General features: G+C 45.6%; 18 protein-coding genes. All 18 read right to left on the bottom strand.

Annotated elements, in window-relative coordinates:
• Positions 1–26 precede the first annotated feature (26 nt).
• The 18 genes from UNH61_RS05150 to UNH61_RS05065 all read right to left on the bottom strand — a co-directional run bounded on the left by UNH61_RS05150 (position 27) and on the right by UNH61_RS05065 (position 22,302).
• Positions 27–2,123, bottom strand: a complete 2,097-nt coding sequence (locus UNH61_RS05150) for a heavy metal translocating P-type ATPase (protein WP_326991056.1) — start codon at positions 2,121–2,123, stop codon at positions 27–29.
• A 3-nt stretch (positions 2,124–2,126) separates the two neighbouring features.
• Positions 2,127–2,702 (bottom strand): DUF2911 domain-containing protein, encoded by a 576-nt coding sequence (locus UNH61_RS05145; RefSeq protein ID WP_326991055.1) that lies wholly within the window; start codon positions 2,700–2,702, stop codon positions 2,127–2,129.
• 34 nt (positions 2,703–2,736) lie between these two features.
• Positions 2,737–3,300 (bottom strand): DUF3347 domain-containing protein, encoded by a 564-nt coding sequence (locus tag UNH61_RS05140; RefSeq protein WP_326991054.1) that lies wholly within the window; start codon positions 3,298–3,300, stop codon positions 2,737–2,739.
• A gap of 46 nt (positions 3,301–3,346) precedes the next feature.
• Positions 3,347–4,564 (bottom strand): efflux RND transporter periplasmic adaptor subunit, encoded by a 1,218-nt coding sequence (locus tag UNH61_RS05135; RefSeq protein ID WP_326991053.1) that lies wholly within the window; start codon positions 4,562–4,564, stop codon positions 3,347–3,349.
• 17 nt (positions 4,565–4,581) lie between these two features.
• The gene (locus tag UNH61_RS05130) at positions 4,582–5,898 is read right to left on the bottom strand and encodes an efflux RND transporter periplasmic adaptor subunit (RefSeq protein WP_326991052.1); all 1,317 of its coding nucleotides are present in this window, start codon (positions 5,896–5,898) and stop codon (positions 4,582–4,584) included.
• A complete protein-coding gene (locus UNH61_RS05125; protein ID WP_326991051.1) occupies positions 5,876–7,129 on the bottom strand; it encodes a TolC family protein in 1,254 nt (417 codons plus the stop codon). Before UNH61_RS05125 ends, UNH61_RS05130 begins: the two co-directional genes overlap by 23 nt.
• Positions 7,113–9,047: an efflux RND transporter permease subunit gene (locus UNH61_RS05120; protein ID WP_326991050.1), complete on the bottom strand. Its 1,935-nt coding sequence runs from the start codon at positions 9,045–9,047 to the stop codon at positions 7,113–7,115. The genes UNH61_RS05125 and UNH61_RS05120 overlap by 17 nt, the downstream gene beginning before the upstream one ends.
• A gap of 2 nt (positions 9,048–9,049) precedes the next feature.
• Complete coding sequence (locus UNH61_RS05115) at positions 9,050–10,339, bottom strand: efflux RND transporter permease subunit (protein WP_326991049.1); 1,290 nt, start codon at positions 10,337–10,339, stop codon at positions 9,050–9,052.
• A gap of 74 nt (positions 10,340–10,413) precedes the next feature.
• A complete protein-coding gene (locus UNH61_RS05110) occupies positions 10,414–10,779 on the bottom strand; it encodes a heavy-metal-associated domain-containing protein (protein ID WP_326991048.1) in 366 nt (121 codons plus the stop codon).
• 21 nt (positions 10,780–10,800) lie between these two features.
• Entirely contained in the window at positions 10,801–11,886 is a 1,086-nt protein-coding gene (locus UNH61_RS05105; RefSeq protein ID WP_326991047.1) for a hypothetical protein, read from the bottom strand.
• Positions 11,887–12,000: 114 nt separating this feature from the next.
• The gene (locus UNH61_RS05100; protein ID WP_326991046.1) at positions 12,001–12,399 is read right to left on the bottom strand and encodes a hypothetical protein; all 399 of its coding nucleotides are present in this window, start codon (positions 12,397–12,399) and stop codon (positions 12,001–12,003) included.
• A 140-nt stretch (positions 12,400–12,539) separates the two neighbouring features.
• On the bottom strand, positions 12,540–12,875 hold the full coding sequence (locus UNH61_RS05095; RefSeq protein WP_326991045.1) for a four-helix bundle copper-binding protein: 336 nt from the start codon (positions 12,873–12,875) through the stop codon (positions 12,540–12,542).
• A gap of 40 nt (positions 12,876–12,915) precedes the next feature.
• Complete coding sequence (locus tag UNH61_RS05090) at positions 12,916–13,407, bottom strand: DUF305 domain-containing protein (RefSeq protein WP_326991044.1); 492 nt, start codon at positions 13,405–13,407, stop codon at positions 12,916–12,918.
• A gap of 7 nt (positions 13,408–13,414) precedes the next feature.
• Positions 13,415–14,815: a hypothetical protein gene (locus UNH61_RS05085; RefSeq protein ID WP_326991043.1), complete on the bottom strand. Its 1,401-nt coding sequence runs from the start codon at positions 14,813–14,815 to the stop codon at positions 13,415–13,417.
• 16 nt (positions 14,816–14,831) lie between these two features.
• Entirely contained in the window at positions 14,832–15,446 is a 615-nt protein-coding gene (locus UNH61_RS05080; protein WP_326991042.1) for a DUF305 domain-containing protein, read from the bottom strand.
• A gap of 932 nt (positions 15,447–16,378) precedes the next feature.
• Positions 16,379–17,809: an MFS transporter gene (locus UNH61_RS05075; protein WP_326991041.1), complete on the bottom strand. Its 1,431-nt coding sequence runs from the start codon at positions 17,807–17,809 to the stop codon at positions 16,379–16,381.
• 26 nt (positions 17,810–17,835) lie between these two features.
• A complete protein-coding gene (locus UNH61_RS05070; RefSeq protein ID WP_326991040.1) occupies positions 17,836–19,173 on the bottom strand; it encodes a TolC family protein in 1,338 nt (445 codons plus the stop codon).
• Between the two features lie 27 nt (positions 19,174–19,200).
• Complete coding sequence (locus UNH61_RS05065) at positions 19,201–22,302, bottom strand: efflux RND transporter permease subunit (RefSeq protein WP_326991039.1); 3,102 nt, start codon at positions 22,300–22,302, stop codon at positions 19,201–19,203.
• Positions 22,303–22,311 lie beyond the last annotated feature (9 nt).

Raw genomic sequence — 22,311 nt, 5'->3', positions numbered from 1 at the left:
AAATTGGTATCAGATTGTTTTAAGGTTTATTTTACTCTCAATAACTTAGCGTTGATGGCTACAATGATAGTACTAAGGCTCATTAATACTGCACCCATTGCCGGGCTTAACATAAAGCCGGGATACAGTACGCCGGCTGCAAGTGGGATAGCGATCACGTTATAACCAACCGCCCATGCCAGGTTCTGGATCATTTTCCGATAAGTGGCTTTCCCAAAAGAAATCATCTGTACAACATCTTTTGGATCGCTGTTCACCAGAATGATATCCGCTGTTTCGGCAGCTACATCGGTACCGGAACCAACGGCAATGCCTACATCTGCCATAGCGAGGGCCGGCGCATCATTTACGCCATCGCCAGTCATAGCTACTACTTCCCCTTTATCCTGAAATTCTTTTACCTTGTTTTGTTTTTCATGTGGCAGCACATTCGCTAAATAACCATCCATATTAAGTTTCTTAGCTACTGCGGCAGCTACCTTTTCATTGTCTCCTGTAAGAAGAAATGATTTTATACCCATAGCCCTCAGCTCAGCTATAGCCTCTGCGGCTGTTTCACGGATACTATCCGCTAAGGTGATGATGCCAACTGGAGTATTGTCTATCAGCACAAAATTCACCGTATCAGTAGACTGGTCTACCTCATCAGGAATAGCAGGTGCCGGCTTATTTTCCTGTTTGAAGTAGTTGGGACCGGCAGCTACGACCTGCTTACCATTCACAACACCGGTAACACCGATGCCCTGCATGTAGCTGAAATCAGAAGAAGACCACAGGGGTAGGCCCTTTTCTTTCAGCTTTCTCATTACTCCGTGCGCGATATGGTGTTCGGAGTTTTGTTGAATAGCAGCGGCATACTGTAGTATTTCATCCGCTTTGTACTGCTCCGTCAATGGAATTACCTGCTGTACTTCGTGGGAACCTTTTGTAAGAGTACCTGTCTTATCAAATATGATCGTAGTTAGTTTACGCGCATTTTCAAACGCTGTGCGGTTGCGGATCAACAGACCATGAACAGCAGACAGCGTAGTGGATATGGCTACTACCAACGGAATGGCTACACCCAGCGCATGAGGGCATGAAGTAACCATCACCGTTACCATCCTTTCCAGGGCAAACGACAACTCCTTACCGGCCGACAGCCATATAATGAACGTAATCACCCCCACACTGATCGAAACAATGGTGAGCCATTTAGCCACCTTATTGGCAAGGTTCTGTGTGTTCGATTTGGCTCCCTGTGCGGATTGCACCATAGTAATTACTTTGTTCAGGTAACTATCATTACCTGCGCCGGTCACCTGTACTTTCAATGCGCCATCGCCATTTACGGCGCCACCGATTACCTTTGCATCTTTCCCCTTCTTAACCGGGACGCTTTCACCAGTGAGCATACTTTCGTTAATGTCGGAGCTACCATCTAATATAATACCATCGGCAGGGATCTTTTCACCAGGTTTGACAAGGACCACATCATTATTCTGTAATTCCTGCAAAGGAATATCTGATACCTGCCCATTGCGCTCTACATGTACAACAGACGGCATTAAGGCAACCAGCGATTCCAATGCACGGGAAGCGGCCATCTGAGATTTCATTTCCAGCCAATGCCCCAGTAACATAATATCAATTAAAGTAGCCAGTTCCCAGAAAAAATCCATTCCCTTCAATCCAAAAACTACTGCCACACTATAGATGTAGGCGGTAGTAATGGCTACGGCTACCAGCGTCATCATACCGGGATTTTTCCCCTTCAGTTCCCGCACCAGTCCAACGAGAAAAGGCCAGCCTCCATAGAAAAAAATAAAACTGCTCAGCAGGAGCAGTACATATTTATCGCCGGGGAAAGTGAACTCAATCCCCAGCCATTGCTGTATCATATGAGAAAGCAATAATACAGGAACCGTGACCACCAGGCATATCCAGAAGCGTTTCAAAAAACCTTCTGTATGATGGCCGGCATGTTCATCATGGCCACCGGTACTATCATGTTCTTTGTGATGGGTGGGTCCGCCCATACTCATTGCTGCATGATCATGATTATGCCCTGCTGGCATTTCATTGGCACCAGGTGGCTTATGCTGGTGTTCGTGATGTTCATGATGGCTGTGCTGGTTTTCCATATGTTAGTTTTTTAGGGTGACAGGAAATTCAATGCGTATCTTTTCCCATGCCATAGCGATTTTGCCGGAACCGCCTTTGCCGGATTCAATAAAATATTGTAATCTTTCTGTAGCAGCGTGCTGCTGAGGCTTCACCTTTAATCTTATCACATCATCTTTCTGATCATACTCAGTAGCCAGATGCTGCTGCCATTTCGAGTTGATGATAATTGTCCATTCCTTTTTACCGGGAATGGTAAATAGGGCATATTTACCTGCTGGTATGACTTTCCCAGCCACAGTAAAGGATTTAGCTATTTCAAGGGTAGTGGCATCATGAGCGCCGGTTACCCACACTTCATCGTAGGGCACCAGACCGCCCCATACGATTCGCCCTCTGACACCGGGAGAATGGTAGTTGATCTTTACAGAGTCATTTCCTATTATACTGGCTGCAACAGATTTAATACTACGCTTGCTCGTATCCTTTACCAAATTAGGATTGTAGCATATTTCACCCGTTTGTGCTTTCACATGAAAACTTCCTAAAAGCAGTAGTGACAGGAAGAAAATGCTCAAGATATTTTTCAAAGTAGACATGCAATGATTTTAATTTACAGATTGTACTTCCTTGTTATTGAATAGTTTCTTTTACTTCGCCGCAGGTCATCATCTTTTCGCCGAAATAAGGATTCCGTATGGATTTATCCCCATTGATCCAATAAGCTCCTTTATCATTCATTGCCATAGGGCAGAAATCAACATAAAGCCGGCCATTGTTGACGCCGGATTTTTTTGCCAGGGAGATGAAGTCGTTGCTTAATGCAGCATAGGCTACCCGTTGCGCTTCCAGATCTGCTGTAGCTGTAATCTTTGATGCGTTTAAACCGATAGATTCGCCACCTGATATTTCTTTGGCGCCTGTTGCAATTGCATTGCCCGCAAGGCGGGCTTCTTTTGCATCTCCTTTTACCAGTGCCGCTGTCAGGAGCGCATAGTGCCCATATACTGCGTTCAGCTTATCATCTTTCAGTTGGATACCCGGCGCAGCGACTGTACTTTGCTCCGTTGTTGCTGGCTGGCTTTGACTGATAGAATCGGCAGCATTACTTTCTTTGTTTACCTTGCCATTGCCACATGCTGCGAGGAAGATCAACGCCAATACCGGGGCTACGGCTACTTTCATGAATTGTTTCATTGGTTTTTGATTTTTATGAAATGATTTTGCTCTAATGTTTATGATATTACATTCCCGGCATACCAGCCATTGGATCAGCTCCTTTTTTAAGGATATATTCTGAATACAACAGATAAGCCCCGGTTACTACTACCGTATCGCCAGCCTGCAATCCATCTGTTATTTCGACTACGTCAAAATTCTCCATGCCTGTTTTTACCATGCGAGGTTCAAATTTTCCACGGGCTTTTTCAATCCATACATGGGAGCCTTTTCCATCCCTGATAACCGCATCCACCGGCAAACTCAATACATCTCCTTTGCTTTTGACGGGTAATAATATATTTGCCTGCAAACCCGGCTGCCAACGGTTATCCGGATTAGGAATACTTCCGCGTACCTGCATCAACTGGCTGCCGCTTTGCAAAGCAGGATTAATAAATTGTACCGTCATGGTCTGTGGCTCATTTTCCCATCCTGAAACAACCACCTTTACCGATTGTCCAACACGGATGGCAGATGCTTCCGCCGGATACAGATCCGCTTCCACCCAGAGCTGGTTATATCCTTCCAGACGCATCACGGCTCCTCCTTCTGATACATATTGTCCTTCAGTCGCTGTAAGTTCTGAAACCACCCCACTGACAGTAGCCGGATAGGTGACATAAGGATTCACCTTTTGAGATTGCACTAACTGATTGATCTCCCCATCTGACTGATCATATAACTTCAGCTTTTGACGTGCAGCTTTTTCGATCTGCCCGAAACGGGCATCATCCGGAAACTGTTTTACCTGTGCCACCGCCAGCAGGTATTCCTGTTGAAGGGAAGCCAATTGTTCAGAATATATTTTATATAGCGGCTGCCCTTTATTCACCTTCACACCGGTTTCCTTTACATATAGCACCTCTATCCGTCCCGGTACCCTGCTGGAAATAACTGCAGACCTTTCAGGATCTGTTACCAGTCTGCCGTTTAGCTGTTTGAAGTTGGATAAGGCACCGGTACCCACTACCATAGTGGTAATGTTGGCCAATGCCATCTGGCTTTCTCCCAGGGTGAGAGAAGTTTCTTTATTATTTTTATCAAATGGCACCAGATCCATACCGCATATGGGGCAGGTACCTGGTTTATCCTGCACTATTTGCGGGTGCATCGGGCAGGTATAAGTCTGCTTCTTTTCATCCGCAACTTGTTTTTTACCCGCATCCTTACAGGCTGCCAGTAATACAACCGGCGCCAGCGAAACAAACGCAACTGCTTTTAAAAAACTTTTCCTTTCCATATTGCTATTGTTGCATTTTAATTATTGGTTTTAATGAAGCTCTCACTATCCACCAGGTAAGAAGCGTTGGAAGCTACCTTCCAGTCGCCGATGTTTGTGTTTACCTGTATCATATCTTTAGCCACTACGCCCGTTTCTACTACGACAGGAACGTATACATCCTTTTCTTTTCTGAAAATAACAGATTTATTACCCAGCCTCCATATTGCCTTTTTAGGTAGCCACCAGCCATCAGTATAAACAATAGGAACATTCGCATACAGCAGTTGTCCTACCTGGAAGTGATCATCTTTCAGGTATACCCTTGCCAGTGTGAAGTTTACTCCCTCCCGAAAAACCGGCTCAATCAGACCGATGGCACCTGATTGCATGGCGTTGTCATCGCTTGTCGGAAAAAACAATAATTGCTGCCCAAGTTTTATTCTCGCCGCCAGCTGGGACGGGAAGGCAAATTCAGCCACCAGGGCTTTTGCCTGGTAAATGGTAAAAAGCGACTGCCCGGCGCTTACATACTGACCTTCACGTAAAAGGACAGGGGAGGCTGCCGGTGCTGCGGGCGCAGGTGTAGCCGCAGCGGTTGAGGCGCCAGCTCCCATGCTCCCCATAGCATCACCACCCGCTGCTGATGCCGCTGCCGGTGCCATTGCCCCGGATGCGGCAGCTGCATTAGCCGCCGATTTTTCCAGTATATAACCATCACTGTTGCTATAAACAGGTATACGGTACAGGATATTACCGGTTCTCAGCACCTGGTCTATTTGTGCCGGCTGCATACCCAGTAGCTGTAGCCGTTGCCTGGCGCCGGATAACATATCCGGACTGCTATGTGCTACAAAAAGTAGCTCCCGTTGAGCCGCTGCCAGATCCGGAGAATATACTTCCATGATCAGCTGACCCTTCCTTACGGGTTGATAATTATACTTTATTGTCAATCGTTCTACCCGTCCGCCAACTCTGCTGGAAATACTGGTCTGATTGCGTGTATCATAAGTAATAACACCATTTACCTCGGAAGCATAGATGCGGGTACCAGTTTCCGGGCTGATAGCCGGAATAGTGGCAATGACCTGTGCATTCACCGGTTTGGTGAGCCTGGCAATACTGCTGTCCATTACCAGCTCATTATTGGCATCCTTCAGTACCAGGTCCATACCGCAGATGGGGCACTTTCCCGGCTTATCCTGGATCACCTGCGGATGCATAGGGCAGGTGAAAAGCTGTCCGGCTTTGTGTTCAGCATGAGCCCCCTTGTCTGCTTTATTTTTGCAGGCAACCAGTCCGAATAAAGCCAGGGACGCACCGAACAATATTTTAACGATATAACTGTTTCTCATAATCCACTATCATTTCATAGAGTTTTAATTTCTCATCCAGTACATTAGACTGCATCATGGTGAGTGCTTCCCAGGAGTCGATCACATTGGACAAAGCCAATTTGTTTTCCTGATAATTCAGAAAGTTGGCATCCAGAGTTTGCCGCAAAGCTGGAATGATCTTATCCTCCATTGCTTCAACGCGTTTCTGCATGGATTGTATCTCATACTGCATACCATACAGCATTCCCTGCGTTTCCTGCAACATAGCGGCTCTTTCCTTTTCCATAGCCTGCACATTGTACTGCATCGCTTTGACACCTGATTTATACATTTTGGATGACCATGGCGCTATTGGAATGCTGATCATACCCATAGCACTGAAAGCATTGGGCATCATCGCATCCAGAGGATACATATGATCAAACTTTACTTTAAAATCCGGCTTCTTTTCCCGCTTCATGCTTTCAATGTTCAACTGCATGGAGCGGATGCTTTCATCCATCTTTACAACGTCTTTTCTCGCAGTAGCAAGAGAAGCAGTGTCGTAAGTGGAAGCCATTTCAAATACCGGCTGGTAAGTAGTGTCTATATCAAACACCTGGTTACCGGGGGCATTCATCAGGCTATTGAGCCATGACCTGGCCTTTGCGATGGTACCTTCCTGCATACGGATCATGTTATGGTTATCCTCAATCTTTGCATTGGCTTTAAATACGCCGCTGAGCTGTGATTGATTGTATGGATAGCGCACTTCTTCGATCTTTTTCATGGTTATCATGATCTTCTCATTCTCCTGCAATACTGCAATACGCTGTTTAGCAACGATCCAGTTAAAATACAGGCGTTTAGCCTGGGCTTTCAGGTCATTCAGCGTTATATCCCTGGTGGCTAGTTCAATGTTTCCCTGGGAAGCAATGTATTTTTTCTTTGCATTCAGTTTGGCAGGATTTGGTATGTCCTGTTCCAGCTGAAGCATCAGGCTACCTTTATCCCTGTTGTCCATGATCATCTGACCGGGGTAGGGTGTCATAAACGTACCTACACCAACCATTGGCGCCATCCAGGCCGTGGCCGCATCCGCGCTGTATTTATAACCTTCTGCTTTCAGTCCGTATGATTGTAATAGTATATTGTTTTTATCCACTCTTTGCAGAATGGTATCCAATCGTAATACCGGCGCATGTTGAGCAACCAGTTTCAATGGCGCCCAAAGCGTTATTATCAGTATATATTTAGTGATGTACTTCATGAATCTCTATTTTTCCGTACTTGCGTAATTCATATTCTTTCGACAGTAAAAAAATCAGCGGCGTCACCAGCAAAATATGTGTGGAAGATGTAAGTACACCGCCAATCATAGGTAGTACAATTGGTTTCATCACATCTGTTCCTACGCCGGTAGCCCAAAGGACAGGCACTAATCCAAACAGGGAAACACATACTGTCATGAGTTTAGGTCGCAAGCGCTTCGCTGCCCCGTAGATAACGGCCAACCTCAGATCCTCTTTGGTAATTGTTTCAGAAGAATTCCCCTTCTCCTTTATCAGCTGCTGCATAGCATCGTTGAGATAAATGACCATCACGATCCCCGTTTCCACTGCAATACCAAACAAAGCGATAAAGCCCACCGCCACCGCAACAGACAAGTTTACTCCCCAGAAGTAGATCATATAAGCCCCGCCAATAAGGGCAAAAGGAACGGTGATCAGGCTCAGGAAGGCTTCGCGGATAGAGTTAAAGGCAAAATACAGGGAAAAGAAAATGATCACAAATACGATTGGTGCAATCCACATCAACGTTTGCTGGCCGCGGATCAGGTTTTCATATTGCCCGCTCCACTCCAGGTAATACCCCTGTGGCAGGATACCTTTGGCCTTGCTCATCTTTTCTATGGCTTCGCTCACGGTACCGCCCAAATCACGTCCACGCACATTGAATAAAACAGCCCCGCGCAACATTGCATTTTCAGAGGAGATCATAGGCGGACCATCCACAAACTTCACATCTGCTACCGAGGACAAAGGAACTTCACCAAAAGAAGCGGACATGATTGGTATACGTTTAATACGTTCAACACTATTCCGATAGTCCTGAGCTAACCGCACACTGATAGAAAAACGCTGCCGGCCTTCCACTGTATTACCAATAGGAGCACCTCCCAATGCAGATTCTACGGTTTGGTTTACATCATCTACATTCAGGCCATAGCGAGCCAGGTCCTGCCGGCGAACATCAACATTAAGATACTTGCCGCCAGTAACCGGTTCCACATACAGGTCCATGATACCAGGAGTGCCTTCCAGTGCCTTTTTCACCCGCTCTGATACAGAGGCAATGGTATCCAGGTTCTGTCCATATACCTTTACACCAACATCGGTACGTATACCGGTAGCCAGCATATTGATACGGTTGATGATGGGTTGGGTCCAGCCGTTTACGACACCAGGTATTTGTAACTTGCTGTCCAGTTCATTGATAATATCTTTCTTGGTTTTGCCTTCCCGCCATTGTGATTTAGGTTTCAGCATGATAATGGTTTCAATCATACTGATGGGGGAGTTGTCAGTAGCAGTGCTGGCACGTCCGGCTTTACCGAGTACTTTATCCACTTCCGGAACAGATTTGATGATCTTGTCCTGCACCTGTAAAATACGTTTGGCCTCTCCATTTGAAATATCCGGTAATGTTACCGGCATAAATAATATGCTTTGTTCATCCAGCGGCGGCATAAATTCACTACCCAGGCTTTTCAGCAAAGGAATGGTGATAACCAGTGCGATCACATTAATGGCAATGGTTGTTTTGCGCCATTTCAATACACCTTTAATGATGGGCTCATAAATTTTTTCCAGGATCCTGTTCACCGGGTTATCATGGTCCGGCCTAAACTTACCTTTCATAAAGAAAGATATGAGTACAGGTGCAAGTGTTATCACCAGGAATGCATCCACGATCATGATAAAGGTCTTTGTATAGGCCAGCGGATGAAATAACTTACCTTCCTGACCTGTAAGCATAAATACCGGTAGGAATGAGGTGATGATAATGATGGTCGCAAAAAATACCCCACGGGATACCTGTTTGCTGGACTTCTCAATTATCTGTAACCGCTCTTCTTCAGATATCCATTGCGGCGTTTTTTTAAATATATTCTTCAGCCAGTTCATAGTTACTTAGTTTTTTGTTCATCCTGCCACTGCGCATACCGCTCCGCCAGGTGTTTATAGGCATTTTCGCTCATGATGATGCCGTTGTCTACAATAACCCCGATAGCCAGTGCAATACCGGTTAACGACATGATGTTGGAAGAAATTCCAAATGCGTTCAACAGGATAAAGCTGGCGGCCAAAGTGATAGGTATCTGGATAATGATACTGAGCGCACTTCGCCAGTGGAACAGGAAGATTATCACTACAATAGACACCACGATCATTTCCTCTATGAGCGTGTGTTTGATGGAGTCTACTGATTCCTTAATAAGAGCCCCCCGGTCGTAAACAATATCAAATTTTACTCCCTGTGGAAAGCCTTTGGCTACTTCCTGCATCTTTGCTTTCACCTTATCTATCACGGCTGCGGCATTTTCACCATAGCGCATCACTACAATGCCACCTACACGCTCGCCCTGCCCATCCTGGTCGAAAATGCCTAACCTGGTTTCTCCCGTCATCTGCACCGCCGCCACGTCTGATACCCTGATAGGAATACTGTTCTGTGTTTTAACGGGGATGTTTTCTATTTCAGCAACAGACTTCAGATAACCGGATGTTTTAATAATATAGCCAATGTCACTTAATTCAAATTTTCGCCCGCCGGATTCATTGTTATTGGCACGGATGGCATTGATTACCTCCGCAACGGAAAGTTTATAATAAAGCAGTTTGTTAGGATCTACGGTAATCTGGTATTGTTTCTGAAAACCACCGAAGGAGGCAATTTCGCTCACGCCTTCTACATTTTGCAGGGCAAATTTCACATACCAATCCTGCAAGGCACGCTGTTCGCCCAGGTCCATCCCAGGAGCATCTAATGTATACCAGAGAATATGCCCCACACCGGTACCATCAGGTCCCAGCTGAGGCGTCACCCCAGTTGGCAATGTCCTGGAAATGGTGCTTAGTCTTTCCAGTACTCTTTCCCTGGCCCAGTAAATATCTACGTTATCATTAAAAATGATGTAGATAAAACTCATGCCGAACATGGAAGTACCGCGTACATACTTAATCTTGGGTAATCCCTGGAGGTTAGTCACCAACGGGTAGGTGATCTGGTCTTCGATCAGTTGCGGTCCGCGGCCCATCCATTCTGTAAATACAATTACCTGGTTTTCGGACAAATCCGGGATGGCATCAATGGGGTTTTTCTTTACTGCAAAAACGCCCCAGGCAAACATAGCTGCCGCCATTACCAGTACAATAAACCGGTTGCGCAATGACCATTCTATTATGCGATGTACCATATCTGTTCTTTTCTGTAAACAGATGCAGCAGGTACCTGCTACATCTGCTGTGTGATATTTTAATTGCCTGACGTTTAGTTATGATGAGCCGGAGCCGCTGCGCCGCCCTTACGATCATACTGGCAACAGCCGGGGAGTTTGGCGTAAGTACTATCAGCCGCTTTTGATTTTTCAGTATCATGTCCAGCCGCAGCTATTTTCTGCTGGATAGCATCATTGCTGATCTTTGCAGGATCATAGGAAACCGTCATCACTTTTGAATTTACATTCCAGTCAGCCTTTGTAATACCATCCACAGCTACAGCTTTTTCAATTCTCTTTTTACACATATTGCAATTACCGTATACTTTGAAAGTTTCAGTTTTGGCTGATTGCGCAAATATTTTGGAGACACCGAAAACAGTGATCATTACTATTAAAAGAGATAATATCTTTTTCATTTTTAGAATTTTTAAATTGATTTATTGTTTTATTACAATTCCATTGGGCTTTTTACCCACCGCCACGTCTTTAATTTTAGTGTGGTCAGCAATATTAATAACAGACACGCTCGCAGCCAGCTGATTGGTAACATAGGCTATGTTACCATCAGTGGTGAATGCCACTGCGTGAGCGCCCGCTCCAGTATTGAAAACACCTCCATGTACCCACTGACTAGCACTTGCATCCCAGGTCCAGTAATGAACTTTACCATTTTCAGGATCTGTAACCCATAGTTCTTTACGTGAAGGGTTGTGAGCGGCACTGCCGGGCATAAAGCCAAGCGGGATAGTCTGTACTACTGTATTGGAAGCAACGTCTATAACACTGATACTTTTACCATCCTCATTATCCAGGTACATTTTCCCGTCATATCCCACCCATGCCCCAACAGGATTAACTCCTACAGGAATAGTTTTTATGACAGCTTTAGTTGCCGGATCGATTACTGACAGGGTATTGTCTCCACCGTTGGCTACATATGCCCTGGTGCCATCAGCGGAAAAAGTAACTTCCGCCGGCTCCATGCCAACATTAACAGTGTTTTTTAAAGTGTACGTTTGGGCATCGTAGACGAGCACTTTGCCATTCATTTCCATCTGGGAGGTCCATATCTCCTTACCATTGGGTGAAAAGGCGGCATTATGATTCATGGCCGGCACCTCCATGTCCTTGACAATGGTACCCTTCTGAGCATCCAGCACTATCACTTTCCCTTTCATATCACCCATGTTACCTGAGTGGCCCGCGCTCAGATCTACGCCTGGAACACCAATGGAAATGCGGCTGACATTGAAGATGTTGAAAAGCGAGGCGTGGTGCGGCCACATGGCCATACTACCTCCTGAAGACATTAACTCTATGGTTTCAGTTACTGTATTAGTAGTTAGATTTATAACAGAAACTGTACTGCTCTCTCCATTTACAATGTAAGCAGCCGGATAATCGATGTTTTTTTCAGACATTCCCATATCATCCATCTTATGTTTTCTGCATGAGGTAGCCGTTACTGCAAGAAGCAGTACAGAAGAAGCCATTACAATCGCATAGCGTTGGCTTAATTTCATAAACTGATAAGTTTATTTTCCAAAAAAAATCAGATAATTATTGTGTAATAACGGGAGGGCGTATAAATACTATGAAGATATATAGCGGTTATGGACGCCAGGGGTATCGTGGAATCAGATAAGGAAGGAACAATTCAGGATATGGGGCGGCACTTTGCTACTTCGCGGAGGCGCATTACTGGTTGGGTATTCCACCACTAAGGCAGTAGAATAAACCTGCGGAAGTTCAAAAAAGGAAACAGGAGTTGCTAATGTAGCCATCTGAATAAAGTGGAAGGCATACTCAGCGGCTTTCTGGTCTTTTTCCAGCTTCACTGTTTTATGCTCGTCCTTACAGCATTTTTTTGCACATGCCTGGCTGGGCTTCGCACCGCACTTGCTGCATTTCTTAACTTCCGCATGCCATAACTCCACTTCCACCAGCTTTCCCATGCAGTAATGCATGTGGAATGTGGCGCCGGTAGAGGAGCCTACATAAAGAAAAGCTAATATGAGAGCAAGGGCCTTTTTCATTTCGAAGCAAAAATAGAGGTTATTCCCGAATTAATTGTTATATAATTTTGTGTTTGTTTTATATTTTAATGGGAAAATCGAATTTGTTGTATGCTGATTAACAAGGGATAAGAAAGAATCACATTCTTATCCCTTGCCGCCTAAGCATGAGCCATCTGCGAACATACTTCAGCACATTTCCGGCAGGTTTCGGCACATTCACGACAATGCTCCATGTCTGCGTGTTTTTCACATTCCTCTGCGCAACGATTGCAGATATCTGCGCATAGCTGGCATAATTGTTCCGAAATCTCTCCATCAAGGCTCATTACCTGAACAGACGCATTGCAAATAGCAGCACACTCAAGGTCCAGTTGAATACACCTGGTCATTTTCTGTACGTCCTGTTCATGCAGACAGGAAACAGCACAATGATTGCATACGGTAGCGCATTCATTACATGCGTCTATACATTCCTGATAATGTTGGTGAGGCATAATAAGAGATTTTAATGTTAAGAAATATATTTGATCTATTCTATTTGTTCAATTCTTTCAATTTCGCTTTCATCTGATCAATTTCGGCCTGCTGGCTTGAAATAATAGTCCTGCATAACTCTTTGATCTCCGGGTCAGTTATGGAAGCCTGCTTTGCCATTAAAATTGCGGCGGCATGATGTGGAATCATTGACTTTAGAAATTGCTTATCAGCAACAGCAGCTTGCTGCCGGATGAGTACAAAGAATAGGACTAGTGCAATACCACTGATAGAAATGATCAGCGTGTTTAGTTTCCTGTTCATGTACATTGTGCGCATTAAGATCACTTCAATTATTATCATAGGACTACTCATCAGGCCAGCCATATAAAACTGATTTACGTTAGGAATTACATTAGACAGTTTATCAACCATCGAATACATCAGAATGTACATAGAAATAAAAGAAAGAATAGCCATTAGTAACAGTTTCCTGTAGCTTTTCCCATGACTTACGGAATGTTGCGTTGACATTGCTTCTGTTGTTTTCATATAAATACTATTTATGGTTCATACTCATTTTCATCAATCCAGGATAGAGCCTTAGAAAAACTTCCAGTGCCATAGGGTTCTTGCCGTACAGGTCGTGCAGGGACCTCTCATTAAAGAACACACTGAATTGTCCACCCAAAGCAAGCCGTGTTTTTGAAATATTCAGCAGATCATAGCTGATGCCGGCAGTGAGTGCATTCACCGGGAAAAGTGTTACTTCTCCATATTTTACCGGATCAAGGTCCAATTCTTCCACCGATTTCTGCACCCATTCATACCGGGTGTATACCTCAGCTCTTTTCAAACGTAAAGCACCTTCCAGCAGCGCCGCGTTCTCTCCATCGTGGCTGGCTGTTTTATTCAGCCCCCATAGTGTTGTTACATTGATCCAGCTATCATTTTTCAATGGCAGGCTGAAAATAGCAGAAGCAGTGGTGCGGTTAACGTCTTCATCAGGATGAAGTTCTTCCGGGCTTTTAATGTATCCGTGTGATACCTGGAATGCCCAGTTCCGGGAAGGATTAAAGGAAAGCCTGCCACTCCATGAATCGAACCTCATCTTATCGAAATTGTACCTGTTTTCATCCGGTTCTCTACCAGTAAAAAGTGAGCTTTCGAGTTTAAATTTATCCAAGCGCACACCCAGCGTTGCTACTCCGAAGGTGATATGGGTTCCATCATTCCAATGATGACTTATTGGGGCATCTGGATTAGCCAATGCGGATGGACGGTGCATAAATGCAACGGAGCCCAATGCCGGTTCTCCTGGATATCCGAAGTAAGCGAAAGCATCTATATTTTTTGAAAAGGCGTATGAATAGCTGACTGATAATTCAGAAAACAGATCATGCGGATGCTGCCGGTCCACTAAAGGCTTTCCTTTCCAGCTTTCACCAGACTGAAATAGTAAGGGATATCCCGCACCTCCTTCAGTGAGCCTGTCGAGCGATACCATGACGTTATAATGAAACAGTCCTTTGGCTCCGACTTTGCGCTGCGCCATCAGCATAAACCAGTTGGGAGCGTCAAATTTATCGTTACCCCTGGAGCCTTTATTTCCTATATCCTGATTAGTATATCGCAGAAATAAGTTACCGTGGATCATATACATCCATTTTTTGGAATGCATCATGTAACCGTACATTGGAGATGCGTCCGGCAACCATCCAGTGCCGGAGCCATTTCTGTTCATCGGAAGATTAAGCGAAAAAGCATGGCTCATTGGAATATCCATTGACATATCCATGCTTTCCTTCCCCTGCATGTGCTGCATTTTTCCCATTGCGCTGTCCTGTATTGGTTTCGGGGGGTTGCTTGTATCCTTTTTTTTCATATGATGCTCATGCTGTGCATGCACAACAAAAACAGATAACAACAACATGCTTACAGATAATATTAGTGTCTTCATATTCTCTGGTATTTACTCATTTTCTGTGGTTAAGTAACCATTCCTGCAACTCCTTAATTTCCATTTGCTGATCTACCTTAATTTTAGCAGCCAGGTTCATTGGTGCAGTATCATGACCCGCATGAGCCTCTATTTCAGCCATGTCCATTGCGCTTTGATGATGCGGAATCATCAATGTGGCAAAGTCGTTATCAACGCCTCCTGTGAAAAGTTCCAGGTCTGCCTGTCGTGCCATTTTTTCCATAGACATCATCAGCTGCATATGCTGCTCTCCATTAATATTATGTGGCACCTTCATATGACCGGCAAGAAATACTTGAAACTGGCTGGTTTCCAGAGACTGCATTTCTATTATTTTCTGAGCAATACGTTTTAGGGTTGAGTCTTTGCCACTATTAAGCAGCTCTTTTGCCATATCAATGGCCGTTTGATGGTGCAGGATCATCATCATGGAAAAATCATGGTCTATATCCATTGTCATTTTCATAGTATCCATTTTTTTATCCATTTCATGCATGATCATCATCATTTTATCTTCATCGTGCCTGATCTGGGTTTTATCATCCTTTGAACAGGCGATAATTGAAGACACCAGGATTGCTCCTATAGCAAATTGTACAACGGGTTTCATAACATGAATTTTACGGGTAAAGAATCAAAATAGTGATCAGAAATCTGGGCAGGCAGGCTCCCAATAACAAACGGTAATATTTACCAGCACAGGCTGGCGTACCTTATTGTCCGTGGAAATCAAATACGGAAATTGTCATAGATAAGGAATAGCGGTTGATTCTTTATCAGGGGTGGGCCATGTGGAATATATATGCCCTTTACTGAGTCCTGTAGATACAATACAGATTCATTCACATAAGACTGCAAAGATATAAGCAATACAGGAACATTAAACCCTGTTGAAACCAATGAATAGGTATGAAAGTCACCCGATTTTTCGCTGATTAACGCAACATCTTTACAACATCCATTGTTTGTTGCAGTATGTTTTTTCATTCCGCATTTACTACAAGAGCTCTCCCGGCCGTGAAAAAGACTGACGTTTTCAAGCTCTCCCATACAATAATGCTGGTAAACAGTGACCCCATTGGTAAAACAGAGGTAGAATAAGGCCAGTATGATGGAATTAATGCTTCTCATGATGACAGTTGCATAGTTAACTGATCATAAATACCATACCAGCAAGGGATATTTACACAATATGCCAACAACAGTACCTTTAAATTGACTATAATAGTTTAATTGTCAAAGGTTTAATTAATCTGTTCGATCCGTAAAAAATGATTAAGTGGTTGTTATATTACCGGGGAGGATGTCAAAGAGGGGAATGCCATCTACGAAGTGGGGTTACATGAAAGCTGAGGTTGGTAGGAACAACTTTACTTCTTAAAATAGTACCATAACGATACATAACGTAGTATCAATAGTTCGGTAGTCACGCAATGGTGAATAAAAATATTCTATCCACTTCAACTGTCTCATCTAATCGACTACCGAACTATTTTTAATCTATGAACGTAACGATGCCTGCGCCACGGTTCTTCTTCTTTTTCATGGCTGTGGCGCTTTTTTAATGGCGATTGCCGCCACGATAGTACCTATCAGGCTAACTGCTGCAGCAGCAAGAAATGCCGTTTGAAAGCCTCCGTTCAGGGCTTCCGTATCTGTTTGCCCGCCAATTTTCAGGATGTTTGTTTTCGCCGATGATATCGCTACAATAACGGCAAGACCTAATGCGGAACCAATCTGGTAGCTGGTATTGACCAGACCTGAAGCCAATCCGGATTCTTCTGGTTTTGCACCTGAAATCGATGCAACTGTCCCCGGAATATATGCCAGCGACATACCGACAGCACCAAGTAATGACGCAGGCAATACATGTGCTACAAAACTGCCATCAACAGGTGCCATGCTGAAAAGCAGCAGGGAAACGGTCAGCGCCAACATTCCGGCAACAAGATTACGCTTGATGCCAAACCCCGCCATTAGCTTCACGGTAATGATGACCATAAACAGCATGATAGTAATGGTCATTGGCAATAAAGCCAGCCCACTGTTGAATGCCGGGAAATGAAGGATTTGTTGCAGATACAGGTTCAAGAAAAACCATAATGGTATCCAGGCTGCCGCCATCAGGGCCATCACGATGTTACCTGCCGAAAGATTGAACGCCTTAAAAATCGATAGAGGCATTAAAGGTTCTTTTCTGCCTTTCTGCATAGATACAAAAGCGATCAATAGTACTACTGATAAAAGCAGTAATCCGCAGGTCTGAAGTGATTGCCAGCCCACACTTTCCGCAGCTACGATGGCATATACCATTAGCACGAATGCCGCGGTGGCCAGGATAGCGCCCCCAAGATCAATACTTCCTTTACGGCATTTACCTTTAAATAAAAGAGAAGGGCTGAGGAAAAGTACGACAAGCCCGATGGGAATGTTAATCAGGAATACCCAATGCCAGGAAAGCCATTGAGTAATCGCGCCACCGAGAAACACGCCGGCAGACCCGCCGGCTGCGGCAGAGGCGCCCCAAAAACCAAGAGCTTTATTCAATTCTTTCGGGTCTGTAAACTTAGCCAATAGTAAGGTAAGTGCAGACGGGGCTATCAGGGCTGACCCTAATCCCTGCGATGCCCTGCCAACATTCAATGATGCCTCGGACCAGGCAGTGCCAGCCAGCAGCGAAGCTGCTGAAAGAATGGCAAAACCCCACATAAATATTTTGCGGGCGCCAAATAGGTCGGACAGTCTACCACCCAATAGTAGGAAGCCGCCAAAGAAGATAACATATGCGTTGAAAATCCATTGTAGGCCGGACTGGGTATAGCCCAGGTCATTTTTAATGGCCGGTAGCGCCACCCCAATAATCGAGGTGTCCATAATCACAATAAATTCTGCTGTGCAAAGCAAGATGAGGGCCGCCCATCGTTTTGGATAAGGCGTTGCCTGTATGGGAACGATTATTGTTTCTGAAATCATATTTTCGATAATTTGTGTGAATACATTTATTGAAGTTGTAGCAGGCCCTGTGCCCGTTGGAGCCTGACCTGTATTACCTTATGGTGATAGATGGCTTGCAGGTGATTGAGCTTTGCCTGGGTGAACGCCAGTTCAGCATCTGTTAATTCCAACCTGGTGCTGAGGCCATTTCTGTAACGGTCGTCCATCATGGTGTAGCTGAGTTCTGCAAGCTCAACGGTCTTTTGCTGGATACCCAGTTGCTCATTTGCTTCCTTCCATTGCGAAAGCAGGGATGCCAGTTCTGACCTGACCGACTGTTCAAGGTCTTCCTGTGCGATGACTTCCTGTTTGATCCGGACCGCTGCCTGGCTAACTTTCGCTTTTACCCGGTTGCCGGCAAAGATGGGCATGGAAATCTGTATTCCGACGAAAGAGGTGGGAGGCCAAACATACCCCCCAAGTCTGAAATTATCTGCCTGGGCCTGCAACTGATATTGCCCAATGGCAGCTATTTGCGGCAGCCGTTCTGCTTTTGCCACGGCCAGTTCCAACCCACTCTTTTCGGTTTCCAGTTTCTGCATAGCCATATCATTGCGCCGCTGCTTAGCAGCGGTCATAACGTTCTCCAGCCCGGAAGTGCTTTCTGTAGGCATTTCAGGGATAAGGGTATCAGATAGTTCTACCAGTGTTGTGTTGTCGACCCCCATCAGCCTATTCAGGTGAATGCCTGCTACTTCAAGATTATTGCGCAGGTAAGAGATCGATGATCGAAGGTTTTCCACAGCAATAAAGGCCCTGAGCGTATCCTGTTTCATGCTGCGTCCTTGTGCGAATAAGGAACGTGTGTCTTTCAACGCTTTTTCATTGCGCACCAGGCTTTGTTGCTGAAGGGCGATCTGGGATTGCATGAAAAGCATATCAAAATAGGCAAGGGATATTTCCATACCGAGGCTACCTTCCAGGTCGGCAGTCTTTTCCCGCTGGATTTTTTCGCCATAAACCGCTGCCTTTGTTTGCCTACGCGCACTCTCATTAAGCAATGGCTGACTGGCGGAAACCACCCCATTGAAGGCGTTCTTTCCACCCACGGCTACGTCCTGAACGGGCTTTACCGTGCCAGCAAAGGAGCCGGGAAGAAAGATAATCTGCCGGTCGAAATAACGAAGATAGCTGCCGCCCGCTGCCACGTTAGGCAAGAGTTTGCTCCTTGATTCTTTAGTAACGTCTTTTTGATACACTTCCTCCAACACCTGGATCTGCAACTGCCGGTTGCCTTTGGCAGCCATCGATAGCGCCTCGGAAAGGCTTATCCTTTTTACTGTCTGCGCACTGCCATGAAGGGCAACAAGCAGCAGTGGTATAATGAATTTGCTTCGTTTCATTGTTTTTGTTTTTAGTTGTCAGCCTGCCTATTCTGTTTCTGCTGTATCCAATACCGGATCTGGCTCTTCTTCGGCCACTTTACGGCGCCTGCTACTGGAGAGATAGGAATACACCGCGGGGATAATGAACAGTGTCAGGATGCCGGCAAAGATGAGCCCACCCGCTATGACAATACCCAGCGACTGGCGGCTGTTGTGCGTCATCGCAATTGGCAATGCACCAAATATCATGGCCAATGAAGTCATCAGGATTGGACGGAAACGTTGTTCTGCCGCCTGAATGGCAGCTTCAAATTTGGAAAGCCCCGTATCTTTCAGATGGTTAGCAAATTCCACTATAAGTATCCCATTTTTGGTGATAAGTCCTACCAATGTGATGATACCGATCTGGCTGAATACATTCAGGCTTTGACCGAACCAACTGAGGCTAAGTAGCGCCCCTGTCACTGCCATAGGGACTGTGAGCATAATGATCAGCGGATCGCGGAGGCTTTCAAACTGGGCGGCAAGAATCATATAGATGAGCAGCAATGCCAATAACAGCGTAAAGGCAATATTGCCCTGGCTTTCCTCGTAGTCTCTCGACTGCCCTGCAAGGGACGTCTTGAAATTAACACCGAGTGTTTGTTGCTGGATGCGCTTCATCTCTTCAATCCCTTCTGCAAGGCTTACTCCTGGCGCCAATCCAGCCGAAACCGTGGCGGAAGTGTATTGGTCATAACGGTAGATAGCTGCGGGGCTAATGCTTTCTTTGATGGTTACCAGGTTATCCAGCGAAATCATTTCTCCACCAACGGACCTTACATAAATTGATTTGAGGTCACTGATCTTGCTTCTGTTTTCGCGCTCCAGCTGGCCTATGACCTCATACTGGCGGTCATTACGCAAAAAGTAGCCATAACGCTGGCCAGAAAGCGAAAGCTGAAGTGCCCGGGCAACTTCCTGAATAGATACACCCATGAGGGCCGCTTTCTGGCGGTCGATACTGATTTGCAATTCCGGTTTATTGATTTTCAAGTCTGCATCCACGAACATCAGTTTACTGCTCTGCCGCGCGGCCTGCAGGAATTTGTTCAATGTTGCTGAAACCGTGTCCAGCGTTGGCCCTTGCAATACAAATTGCAACGGCATGCCACCGCCATAACGTGTTCCAATAGTAGGCGGGAGGTAAGGGAATAGCAGTAGCCCCCTGAAGTTGCCGGATGCAGCCGCATATTTATTATATAGGTCCTGTACGGATGCTTTACGTTCCTTCGGTTCTTTCAGATAAATACTCTGTACGGCAAAACTTGTAGGCGCCGGCGCCGGGATGAAAGAAACTGCCACCATACTATAAGTTTGGTAAAGGCCATCAGTGGAATCATTGACGTACTTACCGACTGCTGTCATCTGCTTTTTCATGTAGTCGAAGGATACTCCTTCCGGCGCTATTGCTATCAGGTTCATGTTGGAGCGGTCTTCGATGGGCGCCAACTCAGAAGGCAACTTCTGCCCAACGAAATAGATAAGTACGCCGCCGCCCAACAAGAATACCCATGCCAGCCAGCGGGCTTTCATGAAGCGCTTCAGTAGCTGAGCGTAGGCATTGTTGAGTTGGATAAAGAATGGCTCTGTTTTACGTTGTAACCAGTTGGGCTTTTCTTGTTTTTTTAACAGGTAGGCACTTAGCATTGGCGACAGCGTGAGGGCAACAAAAGCTGATACCAGCACGGAACCAGATACAACGATGGCAAATTCCTTGAATAGCTGTCCACTGATTCCACCCATGAACACGATGGGCAGGAACACGGCTGCCAGCGTAATGGTAGTAGATATAACAGCGAAATAAATCTCTTTCGACCCTTTAAAGGCTGCCTGAACGGGCGTCATGCCTTCCTCTACCTTTTTATAAATGTTTTCCAGCACCACAATGGCATCATCCACTACCAACCCGATGGCCAGCACCAAGCCCAACAGGGTGAGTACATTAATAGAGAAACCGGCAATATACATGATAAAGAATGCAGAGAGAATCGAAACAGGGATCGCTAATACCGGGATGATGGTGGATCGCCAATCTCTTAAAAACAGAAAAATAATCAGAACAACAAGCCCAAAGGCGATGAAAAGCGTTTCTTCTACCTCTTTGATGGATTCCCTCACCGGCTTTGTAAAATCAAAACCGACGATCAGCCGGTAATCTTTCGGTATTTCACTGCGGAGCTGATCCAGGCGCCGGTAAAACTCATCCACCACCTCGATGGCGTTGGCACCGCGTTGGATCTGGATGGCAATACCTATGCCCACACGGTTTGCATTACCCGTTTCGTTGATGATCGCCGTACGCTCGTTATGCTCACCCAGTTCCGCAAACCCGATATCTTTCAATCGGATCACCGAAGCCCCGGATTGTTTGATGATCATCTCGTTGAAGTCTTCAGCCGTTGTAAGCCGTCCCATAGTACGCACGGTCAGTTCCGTATTGTTGCCTTCAATCTTGCCCGAAGGCAGGTCCATGTTTTCCCGGAGGAGCGCCTGGCGGATATCTTCCGGAGTAAGGCGGTATGCGGCCAGCTTCACGGGATCGAAGCGCAGGCGCATGGCATATTTATGTTCGCCGACAACGGCAACACGGTTGATGCCAGGTATGGACTGCATACGATCTTTGATAACGGTAGCCGCCAGGTGGCTGACCTCCTTGATATCTTTTGTATCGCTCTCCACTTCCAGGAAAGCGACCAGGTTATCGGCGGAACTGGCCTTCTCCACTATAGGCGGATCAACGTCCGCAGGCAACTGATTACGCGACTTTGCCACTTTGTCGCGCACATCATTGAGCGCATCCTCCAGGTCCACATCTCTGTTAAATTCCACGGAAATAACACTGGCCTGCTCCCTGGATTCGGAAGATATAGTTCGTACGCCACCCGCTTCAGCCAGCGATTCTTCTATAGGTTTCGTGATCTTCGATGCAATCACATCGGGGCTGGCCCCGGGGTAGAAGGTAACGACGGAGATGACCGGTGCCTCCGTAAGCGGAAATTCCCGGATGCCGAGGTTTTTCCATCCTACCAGTCCCATGATGATGATCAGGACAGAGAATACGCCTCCTAGTACCGGCTTTTTTATGCTTAGTGTGGGTAAATTCATAATCGTAAA

Origin of the sequence: Chitinophaga sp. 180180018-3 (assembly GCF_037893185.1) — a bacterium.
Taxonomy (GTDB): domain Bacteria; phylum Bacteroidota; class Bacteroidia; order Chitinophagales; family Chitinophagaceae; genus Chitinophaga.
This window is presented reverse-complemented; position numbering and strand designations above follow the sequence as displayed.

What these genes read in the sequence shown, in the direction of transcription:
- UNH61_RS05150 (WP_326991056.1), bottom strand. Translation starts at nt 2,123, where the DNA reads ATGGAAAACCAGCACAGCCATCATGAACATCACGAACACCAGCATAAG.
- UNH61_RS05145 (WP_326991055.1), bottom strand. Translation starts at nt 2,702, where the DNA reads ATGTCTACTTTGAAAAATATCTTGAGCATTTTCTTCCTGTCACTACTG.
- UNH61_RS05140 (WP_326991054.1), bottom strand. Translation starts at nt 3,300, where the DNA reads ATGAAACAATTCATGAAAGTAGCCGTAGCCCCGGTATTGGCGTTGATC.
- UNH61_RS05135 (WP_326991053.1), bottom strand. Translation starts at nt 4,564, where the DNA reads ATGGAAAGGAAAAGTTTTTTAAAAGCAGTTGCGTTTGTTTCGCTGGCG.
- UNH61_RS05130 (WP_326991052.1), bottom strand. Translation starts at nt 5,898, where the DNA reads ATGAGAAACAGTTATATCGTTAAAATATTGTTCGGTGCGTCCCTGGCT.
- UNH61_RS05125 (WP_326991051.1), bottom strand. Translation starts at nt 7,129, where the DNA reads ATGAAGTACATCACTAAATATATACTGATAATAACGCTTTGGGCGCCA.
- UNH61_RS05120 (WP_326991050.1), bottom strand. Translation starts at nt 9,047, where the DNA reads ATGAACTGGCTGAAGAATATATTTAAAAAAACGCCGCAATGGATATCT.
- UNH61_RS05115 (WP_326991049.1), bottom strand. Translation starts at nt 10,339, where the DNA reads ATGGTACATCGCATAATAGAATGGTCATTGCGCAACCGGTTTATTGTA.
- UNH61_RS05110 (WP_326991048.1), bottom strand. Translation starts at nt 10,779, where the DNA reads ATGAAAAAGATATTATCTCTTTTAATAGTAATGATCACTGTTTTCGGT.
- UNH61_RS05105 (WP_326991047.1), bottom strand. Translation starts at nt 11,886, where the DNA reads ATGAAATTAAGCCAACGCTATGCGATTGTAATGGCTTCTTCTGTACTG.
- UNH61_RS05100 (WP_326991046.1), bottom strand. Translation starts at nt 12,399, where the DNA reads ATGAAAAAGGCCCTTGCTCTCATATTAGCTTTTCTTTATGTAGGCTCC.
- UNH61_RS05095 (WP_326991045.1), bottom strand. Translation starts at nt 12,875, where the DNA reads ATGCCTCACCAACATTATCAGGAATGTATAGACGCATGTAATGAATGC.
- UNH61_RS05090 (WP_326991044.1), bottom strand. Translation starts at nt 13,407, where the DNA reads ATGAAAACAACAGAAGCAATGTCAACGCAACATTCCGTAAGTCATGGG.
- UNH61_RS05085 (WP_326991043.1), bottom strand. Translation starts at nt 14,815, where the DNA reads ATGAAGACACTAATATTATCTGTAAGCATGTTGTTGTTATCTGTTTTT.
- UNH61_RS05080 (WP_326991042.1), bottom strand. Translation starts at nt 15,446, where the DNA reads ATGAAACCCGTTGTACAATTTGCTATAGGAGCAATCCTGGTGTCTTCA.
- UNH61_RS05075 (WP_326991041.1), bottom strand. Translation starts at nt 17,809, where the DNA reads ATGATTTCAGAAACAATAATCGTTCCCATACAGGCAACGCCTTATCCA.
- UNH61_RS05070 (WP_326991040.1), bottom strand. Translation starts at nt 19,173, where the DNA reads ATGAAACGAAGCAAATTCATTATACCACTGCTGCTTGTTGCCCTTCAT.
- UNH61_RS05065 (WP_326991039.1), bottom strand. Translation starts at nt 22,302, where the DNA reads ATGAATTTACCCACACTAAGCATAAAAAAGCCGGTACTAGGAGGCGTA.